Origin of the sequence: Pseudescherichia sp. (genome assembly GCF_031987975.1) — a bacterium.
In the GTDB taxonomy this organism is placed as follows: Bacteria; Pseudomonadota; Gammaproteobacteria; order Enterobacterales; family Enterobacteriaceae; genus Pseudescherichia.
Genome location: NZ_DALZYX010000016.1, coordinates 17043 through 35576 on the forward strand (window position 1 = coordinate 17043; position 18534 = coordinate 35576).

The window sequence follows — 18534 nt, forward strand, 5'->3', positions numbered from 1 at the left end:
AGGGAATGCGCATGCTGTTGAAAACGTCTCGACGAACTTTCCTGAAGGGGTTAACCCTCTCTGGCGTAGCCGGAAGTCTTGGCGTATGGAGTTTCAATGCGCGTTCCAGTCTGAGCCTGCCAGTTGCCGCATCCCTGCAGGGTACTCAGTTTGACCTGACCATTGGTGAAACGGCCGTCAATATCACGGGCAGTGAGCGTCAGGCCAAAACAATCAATGGAGGCCTGCCGGGGCCCGTTCTTCGCTGGAAAGAAGGTGACACCATTACCCTGAAGGTCAAAAACCGTCTTAATGAACAGACGTCCATTCACTGGCACGGCATTATTCTTCCGGCCAATATGGATGGTGTTCCGGGGCTGAGTTTTATGGGCATAGAGCCTGATGATACCTACGTTTACACCTTTAAGGTTAAGCAGAACGGGACTTACTGGTACCACAGCCATTCCGGTCTGCAGGAACAGGAGGGGGTATACGGTGCCATTATCATCGATGCCAGGGAGCCAGAACCGTTTGCTTACGATCGTGAGCATGTGGTCATGTTGTCTGACTGGACCGATGAAAATCCTCACAGCCTGCTGAAAAAATTAAAAAAACAGTCGGATTACTACAATTTCAATAAACCAACCGTTGGCTCTTTTTTCCGCGACGTGAATACCAGGGGGCTGTCAGCCACCATTGCCGATCGGAAAATGTGGGCTGAAATGAAAATGAATCCGACTGACCTCGCGGATGTCAGTGGCTACACCTACACCTATCTCATGAACGGGCAGGCCCCGCTGAAAAACTGGACCGGACTGTTCCGTCCCGGTGAAAAGATACGCTTACGGTTTATCAACGGCTCGGCAATGACCTATTTCGATATCCGTATCCCCGGGCTGAAAATGACGGTCGTGGCTGCAGATGGCCAGTATGTAAACCCGGTTACCGTTGACGAATTCAGGATTGCCGTTGCCGAAACCTATGATGTCATTGTGGAGCCTCAGGGTGAGGCCTATACCATCTTCGCACAATCCATGGACAGGACCGGTTACGCTCGAGGGACACTGGCCACGAGAGAGGGGTTAAGTGCTGCCGTTCCCCCCCTCGATCCCCGTCCTCTGTTGACCATGGAAGACATGGGTATGGGGGGAATGGGACATGATATGGCAGGAATGGACCACAGCCAGATGGGAGGCATGGATAACAGCGGAGAGATGATGTCTATGGACGGTGCTGACCTTCCGGATAGCGGGACATCCTCCGCGCCCATGGATCACAGCAGCATGGCCGGTATGGATCATTCCCGGATGGCCGGAATGCCGGGTATGCAAAGTCATCCTGCGTCAGAAACGGATAACCCACTGGTTGATATGCAGGCGATGAGCGTCTCTCCGAAATTAAATGATCCGGGTATTGGTCTTCGAAATAACGGAAGAAAGGTTCTCACGTACGCGGATTTGAAAAGCCGCTTTGAGGATCCTGACGGACGTGAACCTGGCCGTACCATAGAACTGCATTTAACCGGCCACATGGAAAAGTTTGCCTGGTCATTTAACGGAATCAAGTTTTCAGATGCCGCACCGGTGCTGCTGAAATACGGTGAGCGGCTCAGGATCACGCTGATCAACGATACCATGATGACTCACCCCATTCACCTGCATGGTATGTGGAGCGATCTGGAAGATGAAAACGGTAATTTCATGGTTCGTAAACACACAATAGATGTTCCCCCTGGTACAAAACGCAGTTACAGAGTGACAGCAGATGCGCTTGGCCGCTGGGCGTATCACTGCCATTTGCTCTATCACATGGAAATGGGAATGTTTCGTGAAGTCCGGGTGGAGGAATGATGCGAATGAAGAGAAATTTGAAGGCCATACCTGTTCTGGTCGCCGGTTTGTTTACCTCACAGCTTTCTATTGCGGCGGGCTCCGTCTCTGCAGATCCCCACGCCGGGCACGACATGTCTGCCATGCAGATGCCAGCAGATGAGAATTTCACTGAGATGACGTCAATGGAGCCCATTGTAACTGAGAGCAGAACGCCAATTCCGCCTGTTACCGATGCCGACCGGAAGGCTGCATTCGGCAATTTACAGGGGCATGCGATTCACGACAGTGCGATTAATTATCTGGTTCTGCTGGATCAACTGGAATGGCAACGGTCGGATAACACCAACAATTTCAGCTGGAGTGTTAACAGCTGGATTGGAGGCGACACAGATCGGATTTGGCTAAAGAGTGAAGGTGAACGAAGCAATGGGGAAACGGAGGCGGCTGAAGCGCAGTTACTCTGGGGACATGCGGTTGGCCCATGGTGGGATTTGGTTGCGGGTGTCAGGCAGGATTTCAGACCTGCTTCTGCCCGGACCTGGGCTGCTGTCGGTTTTCAGGGGCTGGCACTCTATAATTTTGAGTCTGAAATTTCGGGTTTTGTCAGTAATGGCGGAAAAGCAGCCCTTCGTCTGGGAGGAGAATACGACGTTTTACTGACTAACCGGCTCATACTCCAGCCATCCTATGAGGTGAATTTCTACAGTCAGGATGATGAATCGCGGGGTCGCGGCAGGGGACTGACTGACACAGAGCTGGGGCTCCGGCTGCGCTATGAAATACGCCGTGAGTTTGCACCCTATATAGGCGTTTCCTGGAATCAACTTTACGGGAAAACATCCGATATGGCGAAAAGAGAAGGTGAGAAAGACCATCAGGTAGTATTCCTGGCGGGAGCCAGAATCTGGTTTTAACGCACTGATATAAAACACTCAACTAAACAGGTAAATAAAATGTCGATTTTAAATAAAGCCATTCTTACAGGTGGCCTCGTTATGGGCGTTGCTTTCTCTGCTATGGCCCATCCGGAATTAAAAAGCTCTGTGCCACAGGCTGATTCAGCCGTAGCGGCCCCGGAAAAGATTCAGCTTAATTTCTCGGAAAATCTGACCGTGAAATTCTCAGGTGCAAAATTAACGATGACGGGTATGAAAGGCATGTCATCACATTCTCCGATGCCGGTCGCGGCAAAAGTGGCGCCAGGCGCTGACCCTAAATCGATGGTCATTATTCCGCGAGAGCCTTTACCCGCTGGCACTTATCGTGTTGACTGGCGCGCGGTTTCTTCAGATACGCACCCTATTACCGGTAATTACACCTTTACAGTGAAGTAATATTATGAACGACCTGATTATGATTGTTATTCGTTTTCTTCTTTATCTGGATTTGATGGTAATATTTGGATTGCCATTTTTTCAGATATATGGAATAAGCGGTGTCAGACATGAAACCTATAACCTGACTAATTTCAGGTCGTTTATAACCTTTGCTGTTGTTACAGGCATCATTCTTACTGGCATTAATATGCTCCTGGTATCTAATGCCATGAGTGGAGTAACTGACCTCAGAGAATTATCCATCCATGTTATCGAGATGGTGATAGAAGAAACTGATGTGGGTATTAGCTGGATTGTCAGGCTCTGTGCCCTGTTTACCACACTCGGTGCTTTGTTCCTTTACACTAATAAGAGAGTATTGTCCTGCCTGCTGATGACGATGAGTGGGGGCGTGGCGCTGGCTACACTTGCCTGGGGAGGACACGCCGTTATGCATGACGGTCTGCATTACTATCTCCATTTACTGAGCGATCTGACCCATCTCGGCGCTGCAGGTGCCTGGACAGGTGCTCTGGTTGCATTTGCTATCCTGCTGATGCGCAGAAACGAGCATAATGCACAGAGCGTCATTGTGATATCTGACTCCCTGGCAAAATTTGCCACGGCAGGAACGGTGATTGTTGTAGCCCTGATCCTGAGTGCGCTGGTCAACTATCTGTATATTGCTGAGGGTAACTTAACTCCCTTATTCAACAGTTCCTGGGGGAGGATATTGCTTGCCAAGACGGCTCTGTTTGTTCTGATGCTTCTTCTGGCTGCAGCAAACCGGTTTCACCTGGGTCCCCGGCTTGAAGTTATGGTCAGGGAAGGGAATTATGATCGCAGCGTTGCCCTGATGCGAAACAGCATCCTGACAGAATTCGTTGTTGCGATTATCATTCTGGGCGCCGTAGCGTGGCTCGGAATGCTTGCTCCGTCTCAGGTCAGCTAGGGGACAGCCAAAGCTCATGCGTGAGATTTTTACTTTCATATCAGCGAGTTGACCATGCAGCGTATTTTAATCGTTGAAGACGAACAAAAAACAGGTCGTTACCTGCAGCAGGGACTGGTTGAGGAAGGCTATCAGGCCGATCTCTTTAATAATGGCCGCGATGGTCTCGGGGCCGCGTCGAAGGGACAGTATGATTTGATAATACTGGACGTGATGCTGCCTTTCCTCGACGGGTGGCAAATCATCAGCGCACTGAGGGAGTCCGGGCACGAAGAACCGGTCCTGTTTTTAACCGCAAAGGACAACGTGCGGGACAAAGTGAAAGGACTGGAGCTTGGCGCAGATGACTACCTGATTAAGCCCTTTGATTTTACGGAGCTGGTTGCACGTGTAAGAACCCTACTGCGCCGGGCACGCTCGCAGGCCGCAACAGTCTGCACCATCGCCGATATGACCGTTGATATGGTGCGCCGGACCGTGATCCGTTCGGGGAAGAAGATCCATCTCACCGGTAAAGAATACGTTCTGCTTGAGTTGCTGCTGCAACGCACCGGAGAAGTGTTACCCAGGAGTCTTATCTCGTCCCTGGTCTGGAACATGAATTTTGACAGTGATACGAATGTGATTGATGTCGCCGTGAGACGTCTGAGAAGTAAAATTGATGATGACTTTGAGCCAAAACTGATCCATACCGTTCGCGGTGCCGGATATGTCCTGGAGATCAGAGAAGAGTGAGGTTCAAAATTTCCCTGACCACACGCCTGAGCCTGATTTTTTCTGCGGTGATGCTTACGGTATGGTGGTTATCAAGTTTTATCCTGATTAGCACCCTTAATGGCTATTTCGATAATCAGGACCGCGATTTTCTGACAGGTAAACTTCAGCTCACCGAAGAGTTTCTTAAAACAGAGACGTTCAGGAACAAAACGGATATTAAGTCATTATCAGAAAAAATAAACGATGCGATGGTGGGGCACAATGGCTTATTCATTTCTATAAAAAACATGGAAAATGAAAAAATTGTTGAACTCTATGCCAAAAATTCTGTTGTTCCAGCGGTCCTGCTTAATAAGTCGGGTGATATTCTCGACTATATGATCCAGACGGAAGAAAATAACACCGTGTACCGCAGTATCTCGCGGCGGGTTGCCGTGACGCCGGAACAGGGTAAAAGCAAACATGTCATCATTACGGTTGCCACGGATACTGGGTATCACACCCTGTTTATGGACAAACTCAGTACCTGGCTGTTCTGGTTCAATATCGGTCTGGTCTTTATTTCTGTTTTTCTGGGCTGGCTGACCACACGTATTGGTCTGAAACCGCTACGGGAAATGACCAGTCTGGCTTCCTCCATGACCGTACACAGCCTGGATCAGCGTCTAAATCCCGATCTGGCTCCGCCGGAAATCTCTGAGACCATGCAGGAGTTCAATAATATGTTTGATCGCCTGGAGGGGGCATTCCGGAAACTGTCAGATTTCTCGTCTGACATCGCGCATGAGCTGCGCACACCAGTCAGTAATCTGATGATGCAGACGCAGTTTGCACTGGCTAAGGAAAGGGATGTTTCGCATTACCGCGAAATTTTATTCGCTAACCTGGAAGAACTGAAAAGGTTGTCACGAATGACCAGTGACATGCTTTTTCTGGCACGTTCAGAGCATGGTCTGCTGCGGCTGGATAAACATGATGTGGATCTGGCAGCCGAACTGAATGAATTACGTGAGTTGTTCGAGCCCCTGGCAGACGAAACAGGAAAGACAATCACGGTTGAAGGAGAGGGCGTTGTTGCCGGAGACAGCGATATGCTCCGACGTGCTTTCAGTAACCTGCTTTCCAATGCAATCAAGTATTCTCCCGATAACACCTGTACAGCGATACACCTTGAGCGTGACAGTGACTGTGTGAACGTGATGATTACGAATACGATATCCGGCCAGGTTCCCGCTAATCTGGAACGTTTGTTTGACCGGTTCTATCGCGCAGACTCATCAAGGTTCTACAACACGGAAGGCGCGGGGCTGGGATTATCAATTACAAGGTCGATCATTCATGCTCACGGCGGCGAGCTGTCAGCAGAACAGCAGGGGCGGGAAATTGTGTTCAGTGTGCGTCTGTTAATGGATTAATACCGTTATTCAGGAGAAACCCGGAAGGTGACAAAAATGTCATCGTTCAGTCACGCGATAAACAGAGGCGGTTTTTTATAATCAGCCATAAATCAGGACAGCGTGATAATTCAATCGCCCGGTTCCTAGGGAAGGTGCGAACAAGTTCCTGATATGAGATCATCATATTCATCCGGAGCGCATCCCAGAGGGACATCATGAGCCATCAACTCACCTTCGCCGATAGTGAATTCAGCACTAAGCGCCGTCAGACCCGAAAAGAGATTTTCCTCTCCCGCATGGAGCAGATTCTGCCATGGCAGAATATGACCGCTGTCATCGAGCCGTTTTATCCCAAGGCGGGCAATGGCCGACGGCCCTATCCGCTGGAGACCATGCTGCGTATTCACTGCATGCAGCATTGGTACAACCTGAGCGACGGTGCCATGGAAGATGCCCTGTACGAAATCGCCTCCATGCGCCTGTTTGCCCGATTATCCCTGGATAGCGCCCTGCCGGATCGCACCACCATCATGAATTTCCGCCACCTGCTCGAGCAGCATCAACTGGCCCGTCAATTGTTCAAGACCATCAATCGCTGGCTGGCCGAAGCAGGCGTCATGATGACCCAAGGCACTTTGGTGGATGCCACCATCATTGAGGCACCCAGCTCTACCAAGAACAAAGAGCAGCAACGCGATCCGGAGATGCATCAGACCAAGAAAGGCAATCAGTGGCACTTTGGCATGAAGGCCCACATTGGTGTCGATGCCAAGAGTGGCCTGACCCACAGCCTAGTCACCACCGCGGCCAACGAGCATGACCTCAATCAGCTGGGTAATCTGCTTCATGGAGAGGAGCAATTTGTCTCAGCCGATGCCGGCTACCAAGGAGCGCCACAGCGCGAGGAGCTGGCCGAGGTGGATGTGGACTGGCTGATCGCCGAGCGTCCCGGCAGGGTAAAAACCTTGAAGCAGCATCCGCGCAAGAACAAAACGGCCATCAACATCGAATACATGAAAGCCAGCATCCGTGCCAGGGGGGAGCACCCGTTTCGCATCATCAAGCGGCAGTTCGGCTTCGTGAAAGCCAGATACAAGGGGCTGCTGAAAAACGATAACCAACTGGCGATGTTATTCACCCTGGCCAACCTGTTTCGGGTGGACCAAATGATACGTCAGTGGGAGAGATCTCAGTAAAAACCGGAAATAACGCCAGAAATGGTGGAAAAAATAGCCTAAATAGGCTGATTCGATGTGTTTGCGGGAAAAAAATCGGCCCAGATCCGCGAAATTTTAATCAGCGAGTCAGCTTGGGAAGAAATGACCTGCTTATTCGCACCTTCCTTAGTTAGGATATAAGTCAGCGAAAATGTATAAATAATCTTAGCCGTAGGCTAGGGACTGTTATTAAAAAAAGTTAATGACAATATTGTGCCAGTTCGTCAGTTGACATGTTCACTATTTGCTCTGAAAATAGACAGGCTTACTTGTTGCTACATGCAACCAGCTAATGCTCCGGCAGTCTGAGAGGAGCGCCTTCGGGTGACTAGCAGCTAACGTTTCACCGGTCTGAGAGAAACACCTTCGGGTGACCGGAAAATCCTCGCAGCCTGAGAGAGGATACCTTCGGGTGGTAAATCCGTTTAACCTCTGGAAACGGATATCGCTGAACAGTGATTGAGGTCATTTCAACTTATCAGACAGTCAGAATGTTGTTTTTTCTGACTCCCCGACGGGAAACACTTCCCGGTCGGGCAGGTGTTTCCTTTTTTTATGGAGAAACACCATGTCTGTCATCTCTTTTGCGGTTTTCCCTGAACATCTCCTTACTCAGCTTCAGCAGTCTGCTGACGCAGCTGTCCGGAGATTGAAATCTTTCATTTATCTGCATCGCAACAGCAGCTGGTATGTCAACGGTTCGGGCAATTATGCCGTCCGTGCGCACATCACTTCTGTCAAAGACCAGGGCGTTAACGTCTTTCTTACCGTTCGTACAGGTTGCCACCGCGCCGAGTATGTTTTTCACCGCCTGCCGGTTTCCTTTCCTGAGGGAATAACAGGTCGTCGAAACGCATACCGCCATGCTTGCCGTCAGGCACAGCATCTGGCACACCTGCGCTACCGTTTTCTTTCCGGAGGGCATTCTCATGACTGAAGCACTGCACGATGTCACTTTCCGTATTCTGTCGATGTCTGAGACGCGACGGGATGTATGTCCCGCTCAGTATGGCCCCGTAAGTGGTGTTTTCATCCGGGCGAAATCCTCAGAGATAACGTCTCCTGTGGCGAACAGGTTTTTGTCGCACCGCTCGGTGATTGTGATCCGGCTGACCCCGAACTCTGTGTATGGTGTCAGTATTACGGATATTCTCCCCGGGTGGAGGCTGGCGACATACTGGATGGCGTGGCCGTTTCGGGCATAAATTCCGTAGATCCACTGTCGGTAGCTGCGTTGAAAAGCCTGCGCTTTAATCCTGAATATGTGTATCAGGAGCAATCTGATTCATATGCACTGAACTGATCGGTTGATGAACGCCGGTCAAAAAATGTTGTGGACCCTGACGGGGATATCTCTCCGTCGGAGGGAATATCCCGTTATTTACCTGAGGATATACCCATGCACACAGACGTTTATACGCTTAAAACTCCACTGGACACGCTCAGCTGGCTTTGCCTGCTTGAGAGTGAACTTCTGAGCATAAGGGCATTCCAGCGTCTCGATCTTCATACGGACCGGGATGAACCGAATGAACTGACGTTTCTGGAAGATTCCATCATTGGCACCGGCACAGCTTATGGCTGGTTTGTCTTTTTACTCGGGGAAGGCGATATTCCGCCTTTGCCTGATACGTCTAAAAATTTGCTCTTCACGCTGGACGAGCTGGGAAAAGAAATTAACCGGCCCTTCTGGGAGAAGGCCGTGGATGAAGGTATCCAGGATGCCCGGTGTGATCGGGCTATAGCGGCTCTCGAACGGATGTAACCAGCAGAAAGAACACACCCTGACGGGGATTTACTCCCGTCCGGGGGATAAATCCCCCCTTTTTTATTCGCGGAGGATTTATCGATGAAAAACCTGTTTTCTTCGCCGGCTTCCATGTCGGTTGTCTACACCATCGAGCACGTCAGCACGGTTCCGTTGCGACACTGGCATGCTTTCGTTCTGGCCGTCACAGAAACTTTCTGGCAACTGCCGGTGCGTCTGCGTCCGGGGAATACGTATCTGCCGTCGCTTAATCGCGCGGCTGACCTCTTTCCGGTTGCTGATGTCATGGCGTTTTGTGGCGACACAGGCGGCAGTGTCTGGCCGGTCAACATGACGATTGAGCGTGAGCGCAACCGCAATACGCTGAGTATCCAGGAGCTGGATTTTCAGCATCAGCCCTGCGATTTCTTTGCACGCATTGTGATGGTCCTGCTGCATAACCTGTGTCCGGGCAGCTTTCGGATACATTCTTCTGACGAAGGCCGCAGCTGGGCGTTACCGTTACGCTGGATTGAGCGACATCTCGGCCTGCCTGAGCAGCCGACGCTGACCGCGCCTCAGCCGGTACTGAAAACGCCGGTGCGTGGTGACGCGTTTGATTCCCTGCTGCTGCAGCTGCTCTGCGGTGGTGAGCGTGTGCTGAGCAACGACGACTGGAATGCGTTTACGGAGGCTGAATTTCAGCTGTATGAACTGAAGCGGGTCGCGGAAAAAACTGACGCGCTGTAAACAGTACTGACTTTAACCCCGTCGGGAGAGATCACTCCGGACGGGGCGGCTCTCCCGTTTTTAAAGGAGAGCCCCATGCTTTTTTTCGACAACAAAGACCTGACGAACGTCCTGCTGGCCGCCCGCATGCAGGGAGGTCAGCTTCACCTGGCAAAGGATGAGGGTGTTTATCTTATGCCGGCCACCGGTGCCTGGCAGGGCAACGATCCGGTGCCGCGTATTGCGTATGCCACAGGGTGTCACCCTCAGAAAAATGAGGACTGGTACGACACGGCACGCCTGCTTGCCGGCGGCGATGATTTCATTGAATCACTGTCGATAAGCGACGCGGTAGCCACCTCTGTACTGTCCGGCAGGACGGACCTGAGGATCCTGATTACCGACACACAGATACAGGTGCTCACCGCAGCGACTGACCGGGTGAAAGTCGCGCAGTACCGCCAGAAAGCCGATCAGCTTCTGGCGAGTGCAGTCTGTCACTTCAATGCCTGTGTCGGGCCTGATGAACTCTGCCGCTGGCGTGAAAACGCCGTGCGTCTGCTAAAGCAGGCGGCCTTCATCAGTTGTAAGCGGGCGAAGCCTGAAGATCATCAAACCTTTCTGAACGCCTGTGGCAGGCTGCAGGCCAGGTTATCGCAGGTGACCCCGCAGGGGGCGCTGCGAATAACCGGACGTTAACTCACCCCGGCAGGGACTTTTCCTGCCGGAAAGGTTCCTGCCTCTTTCTGAACCGAAGGAGGCCCGTATGGGACTGGATATTTTTCTCTACAGCCAGCACAGGCAGATCGTCGCAGTACCGGCACCGTATCATCCGGTGTATGAACTGAGCCGCGATTTTTCACTGATTACCTGGGTGGATAAGCATGTCGGTGAGGTGGAAAACGCGACCTGTCTGGAACTGTCACGCGAGCATATTCAGCAACTGAAAGAGAGGCTGGACTGTGCGATTGCGACATTTACAGAGGGGAATGAGGATAATCAGCTTCTTCAGCGCCGGCTGCAGTACGTTTTCACCCTGCGTGACAGGCTGGAAAGCCTGCTCAGTGATTTTGACTTTGAACATGAATACCTGTGGTTTTATGCCGCATGGTAACTGACTTCTGAATTTCCCGTCGACGGGCGTATCTCTGCGCCCGCCGGCGCAGGGGTATGCCTCTGATTAAAGGTATATCTCATGAAAAAAACGACTTCACACAAGGCGGCCCGCCGTCCGGCAAAACATACTGACCTTTATCGTCAGATCACCGACCGCATTGTTGTCGCTCTGGAAAACGGCGTCGCGCCCTGGCGTAAGCCGTGGCGCGCGGCTGCCGGCATCGGTCTGGCCGGTCTGCCCCTAAATGCCACAACCGGACGTCACTACAGCGGCGTGAATGTCCTGCTTCTCTGGATGTCAGCGGAAGAGCAGGGTTTTCGCAATAACCGCTGGATGACTTACCGGCAGGCGCAGCAGGCTGGCGGGCAGGTGCGTAAGGGTGAGAAAGCCACCCTGGCGGTGGTTTATAAGGACTGGACGAAGCAGGCGGAGGATCGCGAAGGCAACCGCCTTTATGACAGTGACGGTAAACCGCTGATGGAAACCGTGCCGATGCTTAAACCCCTGCAGCTGTTCAACGCTGAGCAGTGTGAGGGGTTGCCGGCAGAGGTTGCGGCTTCACCTGAGCAACCGCCGACGGTGGATGAGGACGGCATACTCAGCCCGGACGTGATGAACAGGGTGATCCGGATGTTTAACGCCACAGGGGTTAAACACCGGATGCTGCCTCAGAACCGGGCTTATTACCGTCCGCTGACGGATGAAATTGTGATGCCGGTGGCTGAGCAGTTTTTTACGGAGGCGGACTGCTGGTCCACGCTGCTGCATGAACTGGTACACAGTACCGGTCATGCGAAGCGACTTAACCGGGAGGGGATAACCTCCTCATCCCGCAAGTTCGGGGACCCGGTGTATGCCTTTGAGGAGCTCATCGCCGAAATGGGCAGTGCGTTTTTGTGTGCCCAACTCGGGGTATTCGGTGAGGTTCAGCACGACAGCTATGTGGACCACTGGCTGAAGGTGCTGAAATCTGACAAAAAGGCCCTGTTCCGCGCCTGCCGGCATGCCCGGGAAGCGTCGGAATATCTACTGGCACTGCCTGAAAGTCAGGCTGTGGCGGCGTAATTAACTTATCCGGTGGCGGTTATTCCGTAACTGTCGCCCTCCCGTGAGGACACCGCTCCTCACGGGGCTGTGTCCTCTTTTTTTTATGAAAGAGGAGTATTCACTATGTCCGAATGGTGTCATAACCGCCTGGAAATCACCGGTAAATCCGTCTGCATTGATGTCATGCTGCAGTGGATAAACGGAACTGACGTACCGCGTCACCGCCACGCAGTGCAGCAGAGCATACAGCTTTTTCTGGCTGGCGCGGCGGGGATACTCAAGCCGGTGCGCACAACGTCGTATCCGCCCTGTCAGGGGCTGGTCCGTGCAGGCACAGGGCTTTCCACTGCGGCCAATCAGGCGTTTGAAAGCTGGCTGGCGCTCCTGCTGAAGGATGCCATCCTCGATGCGGAAACCATCCGGGCCATTGACCGGCTGTATCACCAGTCAGGTCTGGGCGCGCTGAAATGGGAGAATATTCCCGACCCGGCACGTGAGGTTATGGCGGAGCTGATTGCCAGGCAATACACCGACTGGTTTGGTCTGGTCAGCGCCGGCGATGAGTCTGATGCCGCAACTGCCTGGGAGCGGCTCAGCCAGTATCCTGAACGCTCCCAGCCCTGCGATATGCTGGCCGTCATACCTACGCGGCTGGCAGCAGAGCTGAACGGTTCCGGAGGGCTGATGTCAGGCGTATCGACCACAACCAGCCTCTACTGCCGGCAGTACGGCATGGAGTGGCCTGCCGGGCACAATGTCAACTGGCAGCGGCATTCGCCAAACAGTCTTACGCTGCAGATGGATACGCCCTGGCTTCCGCCGTCAGGTGAGGTTGTCGGGGAAATTTCTGCGGTATTTGACTGCGAGGTGCGTCACAGCTACAGCGAGCCCGTGAGCGGGCTCAGCGGTTACGACTGCTATGACGGCGGCGAACATGTCGACGGACACAAAGGTGCGGCCGGCGCGTCTCAGCCCGGTCAGGTGCTTTATCTCGTCAGCGATGAGCCGGCGTTATCGACTCAGGAAGCAGCATCTTATCGTGAGGTCCGGGGGTAAAAGCCTGTTCCTCCGTTAACCCAGCCACGGCAATGCCGTGGCTTTTTACCCTCAGGGGACACGTCCCCTGGTCAGGGTGCGTGTTCCCTTTTTTTATGGAGAAGACGCATGCCTGGCATGATTAACCACGAAAAAGCCTTTGTTAAGTTGTTCAGTCAGACGGCCCGGTATCATCACCGGTTTAAAGTGTTTGAAGACTTCATCAGCTGCAGCGTCATCGCGCTGGAAAACCGGCTTCACTTCAGTGAAGCGCAGGAGCAAAAGTATCTGCGTATAGTCGGTGGATACGAAAAGGAGGACGTCACGCGCATGGCGCAGCTGCTGGCCCACGTTGTTAACGGGCTGGGTGAAGCGCCCGGGGACTTCCTTGGCCGCGTCTTTATGCAGCTGGAGCTGGGTGACAAATACAGGGGGCAGTTTTTCACGCCCTGGGACGTGGCCAGAATGATGGCGGCCATGCAGCTGGGCGACACTGAAGCGTTGTTCCGTGACAAACCCTTCATCACCCTGAGTGAACCTGCGTGCGGTGCCGGCTGCATGGTGCTGGCATTTGCTGATGTTCTGCAAAAGGCGGGGTGGCCACCGCACCGGTATCTGTGGGTATCCGCGACAGATATCGATCCGCTTGCGGCCGGAATGGCTTACATACAGCTGTCCCTGTGCGGGATTGCCGGCGAAGTGGTGGTAGGTAATACCCTGGCGAATGAACGACGCCGGATACTCTATACCCCCGGGCACTATCTCGGCGGCTGGCCTGTTCGTCTGGATCCACGGTACTTGCAGGCGGCATAATCACATCCACACGCTCCCGCCCGGGAGCGTTTTTTATTTCTGAAGCACGGTATCTGGTTTTTTATCGTAGTGAACTCTTCCCGCTGTCAGGCTGTTTTTTTTCACATCTGCTGCTGCGGGAGAACACAGTGACCTGGAAAACAACAGCCGAACAAAACGCCATCATCGAATGGAAGGGTAATCATCTTGTGGTAAATGCGTTTGCAGGCACAGGCAAAACCTCCACGTTAGTGAACTACGCTGAAGCCAACCCGGAAAGTAAGATGCTTTACCTTGCCTATAATCGCGCTGTGCGGGATGAGGCTGAACGCAAATTCCCCTATAACGTAGAGTGTAAAACGTCGCATCAGCTGGCATGGGCCCGTTTCGGCAGGCATTTCCGTGACCGGCTGACAGCCAGTCTGCGCATTACGGATGTGGCCCGCAAGCTCAATACCCGCCACTGGCCGCTGGCGCGGCTGGCGCTAAGCGGGCTGAACATGTTCCTCTGCAGTGCAGATACTGAGCCGGGGCTGATACATCTGCCGTCTGAGGATGATCGCCACGGTCTCGATGCCGGTAAAATTCTGGGGGCAATCCAAATCCTCTGGTATGAAATGAGCCGTACTGATTCAACCTTTCCCGTCACGCACGACACCTACCTTAAACTTTTCCAGCTTTCACATCCTGATTTATCAACACGCTGGGATACCATCCTTTTCGATGAGGCGCAGGACGCTAACCCGGTGACCAGTGCGTTTGTACTGAATCAGCCCTGCCGGGTCATCCTGGTCGGCGACCGCTACCAGCAGATTTACCGCTTTCGCGGGGCGGATAACGCGCTCAATGCCCCTCAGCTGGCGCAGGCAGACAAATTGTGGCTGACGGCGAGTTTTCGTTTTGGCCCTGAGGTCGCGCGTATGGCCAACATCCTGCTGGACCGTGCCGGTGAAGATAAACAGGTAACAGGCAACGGGGGGGAAGACAGTGTGGTGACCCGAATTCCGGAGGGAACTGAGCACATTGCTGTACTGAGCCGGACGGTATCCGGTGTGATTGGGAGTGCTTTAACGGCAAGTCTCATGGAGAAAAAGGTCTTCTGGGTCGGCGGGATTGAAGGCTACAAGACCGAAGAGCTTGAGGATCTGTACTGGTTCTCCGCCGATATGCCTGAAAAGATGCAGTCCCCGCGCTTCAGCCGGGACTACCGGGATTTTGACGAGTACTGCTCGATAGCCAAAGCCACGCAGGACGTGGAGATGAACCAGGCTATTCGCCTGCTCGATGACTTTTTCCCGCTCCCTCAAAAGCTGGCCATTATGCGCCGTCAGGTCGTCACTCATGAAAAAGAGGCTCAGGTCACGGTTTCAACCGCACACCGCAGCAAGGGGCTCGAATGGCCGGTGGTGATGCTGAGTGAGGATTTTACCGACATTACCGACCCGCTTCTTTCGCAGGATGAGCGGCAGGATGAGACCAACCTGCTGTACGTGGCTGTCACCCGGGCCAGAAGAACGCTCGTGCTTAACGAGTTGATGCGCTGGCTGAGCGATGAAGGCGGGAAAAACCGCGAGACGACGTACGAAACCGTACCGTCCGGAAATGGAGAGAGTGCCGACAGCCACGAAGAAACGGGAAAAACTTCTGAGAATGAGTAACTGGTTTTTTATGGTGAAGCGCGGGGAGTGTCACAACACTGGGCAGCCCTATACCAGGAGAAAATCATGCGCGACAGAATCAGGACTCTGAGGTTTCTGTTTTCAAAAGGTGAACCGGAACCAGCACGTCATGTATCCGCTTTCACACCTGCCGGCTACCACGCTCCGCGTACGGTCGATACGCTGTGCTGTAGCCCGTTGAGAAAAACCTGCCTGCAACAAATATGGGAAAACAGCTCACTTCCGGCGGATGTTTATCACCGGTTTTATATAACGCCACTGCATGGCTTACTGGCCAGGGTACAGAATGTGCCGGCAACACAGCAGGGAAGGTGGTCGCAGTCAGACGGCTTCGGGGACCTTACGCTGCAGTTCACAACCTGTGCGGTCAGACTGGCCAAAGGATACATGTTTCCACCCGGAGCTGCGCCAGAAGAGCAGGCAGAGCAAAACGTGATGTGGAATACGGTCATTTTCTGGTCTGCACTGTTCTGGCATTTGCCGCTCCTGGCGTCTCTGGAGGGGGAGCTGCTTGATGGTAAAAGCTGGCTTCCGGGAATAACCGTTCCGGACTCGCCTTATCGATTTCGCTTCCGGGAAGCTGACAACTCCTCAGCTTTTGCAGCGCTGGCAGCCGGACAACTTATGCCAGCGGAAGCGACAGGCTGGCTGGCAGAAAATCCCGAAGCTCTGGGCAATCTTGCCGGGGCCTTATGGAACCAGCATCCGGCAATGCCGTTGATCCGAAGCCTGATGAAACAAGCAGCTGAGAAAACAGAGTCTCCTCTGATGGAGAGGAAACCTGCGGAAATTTTAGGTTCTTATGCAGGTGAAATTCCAGTAAATACAGCCCTTTCAAATGAGGGGGGCGCTACGGTTTTACCTACAGATATGTTATCTGAACAAACAGCTCTGAGCGGGGCAACTGATCCATCTTCCCCTGAGATCTTTACACTTGCCACAGGTATTGATAACCCCACTCAGCTTAGTGATTCACCAGTTAAAAGCCGTGAAGAAAACGAAGCAGAAAGTGTTTTAAGCGAAATCGAAAAAAGTACTGGCTCTGACTCTCTGCCCTCTGAAGATGATGCTGATGCTCTCCTTTCTCTTTTCGACATGTCAGGAGATGCTAAAGCTTCAGAAAATGAAGGTGAGGTACAGGCAGGCGTGTCCGTTGTGATTGCAGAGGAACAGCAATCGTCAGAACCCCTTGAAAAGATAGAAGACCCCGCAAATGAAAAGGAACCGTCTGCAAAAGGAAACTCGGACTATTCTCAGGTTGCAATTGTTAACAAATGTGATGAAAGATCAGATTCCGTACCCGTAGCAGTCTCCGGTACTGACGTAGCGGAAGGAGAACAGTTTTTTGACTGGCTCCGGGAGGGACTCAATCGGGGAGATATTAGTTTTAATGGTAAAGCAGACAAAATCCATGTTATTGCCGGCTATGTCTTTTTACCCGTCCCCGGTATCTTTTTCGACTACCTTAAGGCCACTGGTTCGACTATTCAACGGGAAAGCATTCAGGCTTCTTTTGAGCGACTTAACCTGCATAAGCGTCGTGATAACAGGAGATTTTATTTTGCTCAGCTTTACGATACACCCGACAAGTCCGGGAGGTTCAAACGGGTAAAAGGCTACCTGGTGAAAAGCAGGCGGGTATACAGAAAGACCATCCCTCAGGACAGTCAGTTCATTTTGTTCCCCTGACCACAACGTCGGTCTGACATCTGGTGCGTTACTGTTACTAAGAGAGGAATGGAAAAAATGAACGAAAATAGTGCTGACTGGCTCTGGCAGGAACTTATGGATGAGTACTTTTTCTGTAAATCGCTGCGCGAAGATACCGAGTGGAGTTATAAGAAGGTTGTTCGTGGTTTCAGGAAGCATATCGGGGAAGCCTGTCCGCCTTACGGCATAACCAGTCGCGATGTGCTTGAGTGGCGAAGGCATGTGCTCAAGAAGCAGTGCCTTTCTGCACATACCTGGAACAATAAGGTCAGCCATATGCGTGCCCTGTATAATTTTGCCATCACTTCTCAACTGACGAACTTAAGTAAAAATCCCTTCAATGGCGTATCGGTCAAACAGGACAAGAAGCGTAAAAAAACGCTAACAAAAAACCAGATGACAAAAATCTGGCTAACTATGCAGCAATTTGCTTCTGAGCCCAGAACCGAATCTAAATGCGCTCTGAGGCCAGTATGGTACTGGCTGACTGTCCTGGACACCTTGCGTTACACTGGTATGCGGCAAAATCAACTGCTCCATATACGTCTAAAAGATGTGTCTCTTGACGATGGGTGGATTGAATTAAGAGCGGAAGGCAGTAAAACGTACCGGGAATGGCGGGTTCCCGTTGTCAGTCATTTACGACCGAGACTGGAAGCATTGCTTCAGCGTGCAAGGGACTGCGGTGCCGGCAATAATGATGCGCTTTTTCACTATGAGCGGTTTGTCTCTTCGCCTGCAGAAAGGGCGTCTCTTTCGGAAAAACCATCGCTGCAACCGTTACGCTCTTTTTTTCGTAGACTGTCAAAAGAGTGCGGATTTGATGTTTCTCCCCACCGGTTCAGGCACACCCTTGCCACGACACTGATGAGCTCGCCTGAACGAAACCTGCAGCTGGTTAAGGGATTGCTGGGGCACCGCAACGTGAGTACAACAATGGAATATGTTGATATCAGTATGGATATTGTGAGCCAGGCGCTGGAAAAGGAAATGGCACTTTACACCGATAAGGCTGAAGAGATGTTTTACAATGGTTGACATTCAGTCACGTCATTGTAATTATTCACAGTGATCGAGAAAAGGGAGCCTGTGTCAGCAGGCTCCCTAATCGAGAGGGTAACTTCTTGATGTATGCTGATGTGAGGATCAACATCAACAAGTACCACTCCCGTTAAACGCCCGTCAGTTTTCTCACCTCTGACCAGCGTGCTTCGAATAGTGGTGCCCGGAGGCGGAATCGAACCACCGACACGGGGATTTTCAATCCC

At 52.3% G+C, this 18534-nt stretch carries 19 protein-coding genes; 18 read left to right on the top strand and 1 reads right to left on the bottom strand.

Annotation, left to right across the window (positions count from 1 at the left end; genetic code table 11):
• Nucleotides 1-11: 11 nt before the first annotated feature.
• The 18 genes from pcoA (at nt 12) to RTN40_RS20000 (ending at nt 18304) form a co-directional block, all read left to right on the top strand.
• Entirely contained in the window at nt 12-1829 is a 1818-nt protein-coding gene (pcoA, locus tag RTN40_RS19915) for a multicopper oxidase PcoA (RefSeq protein WP_000925242.1), read from the top strand.
• Between the two features lie 5 nt (nt 1830-1834).
• A complete protein-coding gene (gene pcoB / locus RTN40_RS19920; RefSeq protein WP_006785895.1) occupies nt 1835-2725 on the top strand; it encodes a copper resistance outer membrane transporter PcoB in 891 nt (296 codons plus the stop codon).
• A gap of 39 nt (nt 2726-2764) precedes the next feature.
• Nucleotides 2765-3145 (top strand): copper resistance system metallochaperone PcoC, encoded by a 381-nt coding sequence (gene pcoC, locus RTN40_RS19925; protein ID WP_000025662.1) that lies wholly within the window; start codon nt 2765-2767, stop codon nt 3143-3145.
• A gap of 55 nt (nt 3146-3200) precedes the next feature.
• A complete protein-coding gene (gene pcoD, locus RTN40_RS19930) occupies nt 3201-4079 on the top strand; it encodes a copper resistance inner membrane protein PcoD (protein ID WP_229692861.1) in 879 nt (292 codons plus the stop codon).
• A gap of 54 nt (nt 4080-4133) precedes the next feature.
• Complete coding sequence (gene pcoR / locus RTN40_RS19935) at nt 4134-4814, top strand: copper response regulator transcription factor PcoR (RefSeq protein ID WP_001188930.1); 681 nt, start codon at nt 4134-4136, stop codon at nt 4812-4814.
• Nucleotides 4811-6211 (top strand): copper resistance membrane spanning protein PcoS, encoded by a 1401-nt coding sequence (gene pcoS / locus RTN40_RS19940; RefSeq protein WP_006785898.1) that lies wholly within the window; start codon nt 4811-4813, stop codon nt 6209-6211. The genes pcoR and pcoS overlap by 4 nt, the downstream gene beginning before the upstream one ends.
• A gap of 197 nt (nt 6212-6408) precedes the next feature.
• Complete coding sequence (locus RTN40_RS19945; RefSeq protein WP_020899206.1) at nt 6409-7389, top strand: IS5-like element ISKpn26 family transposase; 981 nt, start codon at nt 6409-6411, stop codon at nt 7387-7389.
• 589 nt (nt 7390-7978) lie between these two features.
• Nucleotides 7979-8347, top strand: a complete 369-nt coding sequence (locus RTN40_RS19950) for a hypothetical protein (protein ID WP_154283625.1) — start codon at nt 7979-7981, stop codon at nt 8345-8347.
• Nucleotides 8348-8809: 462 nt separating this feature from the next.
• Nucleotides 8810-9175: a hypothetical protein gene (locus RTN40_RS19955; RefSeq protein ID WP_006781400.1), complete on the top strand. Its 366-nt coding sequence runs from the start codon at nt 8810-8812 to the stop codon at nt 9173-9175.
• 84 nt (nt 9176-9259) lie between these two features.
• A complete protein-coding gene (locus tag RTN40_RS19960; protein WP_006781402.1) occupies nt 9260-9907 on the top strand; it encodes a hypothetical protein in 648 nt (215 codons plus the stop codon).
• Nucleotides 9908-9982: 75 nt separating this feature from the next.
• On the top strand, nt 9983-10585 hold the full coding sequence (locus tag RTN40_RS19965; protein ID WP_006781404.1) for a DUF3085 domain-containing protein: 603 nt from the start codon (nt 9983-9985) through the stop codon (nt 10583-10585).
• A gap of 67 nt (nt 10586-10652) precedes the next feature.
• A complete protein-coding gene (locus RTN40_RS19970; protein ID WP_006781405.1) occupies nt 10653-11000 on the top strand; it encodes a hypothetical protein in 348 nt (115 codons plus the stop codon).
• A gap of 81 nt (nt 11001-11081) precedes the next feature.
• Nucleotides 11082-12068 carry an ArdC family protein gene (locus RTN40_RS19975; RefSeq protein WP_006781408.1) on the top strand — a complete coding sequence of 329 codons (987 nt, stop codon included), beginning with the start codon at nt 11082-11084 and terminating at the stop codon, nt 12066-12068.
• A 105-nt stretch (nt 12069-12173) separates the two neighbouring features.
• On the top strand, nt 12174-13106 hold the full coding sequence (locus RTN40_RS19980; protein ID WP_006781409.1) for a DUF1281 domain-containing protein: 933 nt from the start codon (nt 12174-12176) through the stop codon (nt 13104-13106).
• Nucleotides 13107-13214: 108 nt separating this feature from the next.
• The gene (locus RTN40_RS19985) at nt 13215-13898 is read left to right on the top strand and encodes an N-6 DNA methylase (RefSeq protein ID WP_006781411.1); all 684 of its coding nucleotides are present in this window, start codon (nt 13215-13217) and stop codon (nt 13896-13898) included.
• 128 nt (nt 13899-14026) lie between these two features.
• Nucleotides 14027-15535: a UvrD-helicase domain-containing protein gene (locus RTN40_RS19990; RefSeq protein WP_006781413.1), complete on the top strand. Its 1509-nt coding sequence runs from the start codon at nt 14027-14029 to the stop codon at nt 15533-15535.
• Between the two features lie 66 nt (nt 15536-15601).
• Nucleotides 15602-17245 carry a conjugal transfer nickase/helicase domain-containing protein gene (locus tag RTN40_RS19995; protein ID WP_006781415.1) on the top strand — a complete coding sequence of 548 codons (1644 nt, stop codon included), beginning with the start codon at nt 15602-15604 and terminating at the stop codon, nt 17243-17245.
• 57 nt (nt 17246-17302) lie between these two features.
• A complete protein-coding gene (locus RTN40_RS20000) occupies nt 17303-18304 on the top strand; it encodes a tyrosine-type recombinase/integrase (protein ID WP_006781417.1) in 1002 nt (333 codons plus the stop codon).
• Here RTN40_RS20000 and RTN40_RS20005 read toward each other — a convergent pair.
• On the bottom strand, nt 18292-18534 hold a 243-nt coding region (locus tag RTN40_RS20005; protein ID WP_312229907.1), incomplete at its 5' end, for a hypothetical protein. The genes RTN40_RS20000 and RTN40_RS20005 overlap by 13 nt on opposite strands.

What these genes read in the sequence shown, in the direction of transcription:
- pcoA (WP_000925242.1), top strand. Translation starts at nt 12, where the DNA reads ATGCTGTTGAAAACGTCTCGACGAACTTTCCTGAAGGGGTTAACCCTC.
- pcoB (WP_006785895.1), top strand. Translation starts at nt 1,835, where the DNA reads ATGAAGAGAAATTTGAAGGCCATACCTGTTCTGGTCGCCGGTTTGTTT.
- pcoC (WP_000025662.1), top strand. Translation starts at nt 2,765, where the DNA reads ATGTCGATTTTAAATAAAGCCATTCTTACAGGTGGCCTCGTTATGGGC.
- pcoD (WP_229692861.1), top strand. Translation starts at nt 3,201, where the DNA reads ATGGTAATATTTGGATTGCCATTTTTTCAGATATATGGAATAAGCGGT.
- pcoR (WP_001188930.1), top strand. Translation starts at nt 4,134, where the DNA reads ATGCAGCGTATTTTAATCGTTGAAGACGAACAAAAAACAGGTCGTTAC.
- RTN40_RS19945 (WP_020899206.1), top strand. Translation starts at nt 6,409, where the DNA reads ATGAGCCATCAACTCACCTTCGCCGATAGTGAATTCAGCACTAAGCGC.
- RTN40_RS19950 (WP_154283625.1), top strand. Translation starts at nt 7,979, where the DNA reads ATGTCTGTCATCTCTTTTGCGGTTTTCCCTGAACATCTCCTTACTCAG.
- RTN40_RS19955 (WP_006781400.1), top strand. Translation starts at nt 8,810, where the DNA reads ATGCACACAGACGTTTATACGCTTAAAACTCCACTGGACACGCTCAGC.
- RTN40_RS19960 (WP_006781402.1), top strand. Translation starts at nt 9,260, where the DNA reads ATGAAAAACCTGTTTTCTTCGCCGGCTTCCATGTCGGTTGTCTACACC.
- RTN40_RS19965 (WP_006781404.1), top strand. Translation starts at nt 9,983, where the DNA reads ATGCTTTTTTTCGACAACAAAGACCTGACGAACGTCCTGCTGGCCGCC.
- RTN40_RS19970 (WP_006781405.1), top strand. Translation starts at nt 10,653, where the DNA reads ATGGGACTGGATATTTTTCTCTACAGCCAGCACAGGCAGATCGTCGCA.
- RTN40_RS19975 (WP_006781408.1), top strand. Translation starts at nt 11,082, where the DNA reads ATGAAAAAAACGACTTCACACAAGGCGGCCCGCCGTCCGGCAAAACAT.
- RTN40_RS19980 (WP_006781409.1), top strand. Translation starts at nt 12,174, where the DNA reads ATGTCCGAATGGTGTCATAACCGCCTGGAAATCACCGGTAAATCCGTC.
- RTN40_RS19985 (WP_006781411.1), top strand. Translation starts at nt 13,215, where the DNA reads ATGCCTGGCATGATTAACCACGAAAAAGCCTTTGTTAAGTTGTTCAGT.
- RTN40_RS19995 (WP_006781415.1), top strand. Translation starts at nt 15,602, where the DNA reads ATGCGCGACAGAATCAGGACTCTGAGGTTTCTGTTTTCAAAAGGTGAA.
- RTN40_RS20000 (WP_006781417.1), top strand. Translation starts at nt 17,303, where the DNA reads ATGAACGAAAATAGTGCTGACTGGCTCTGGCAGGAACTTATGGATGAG.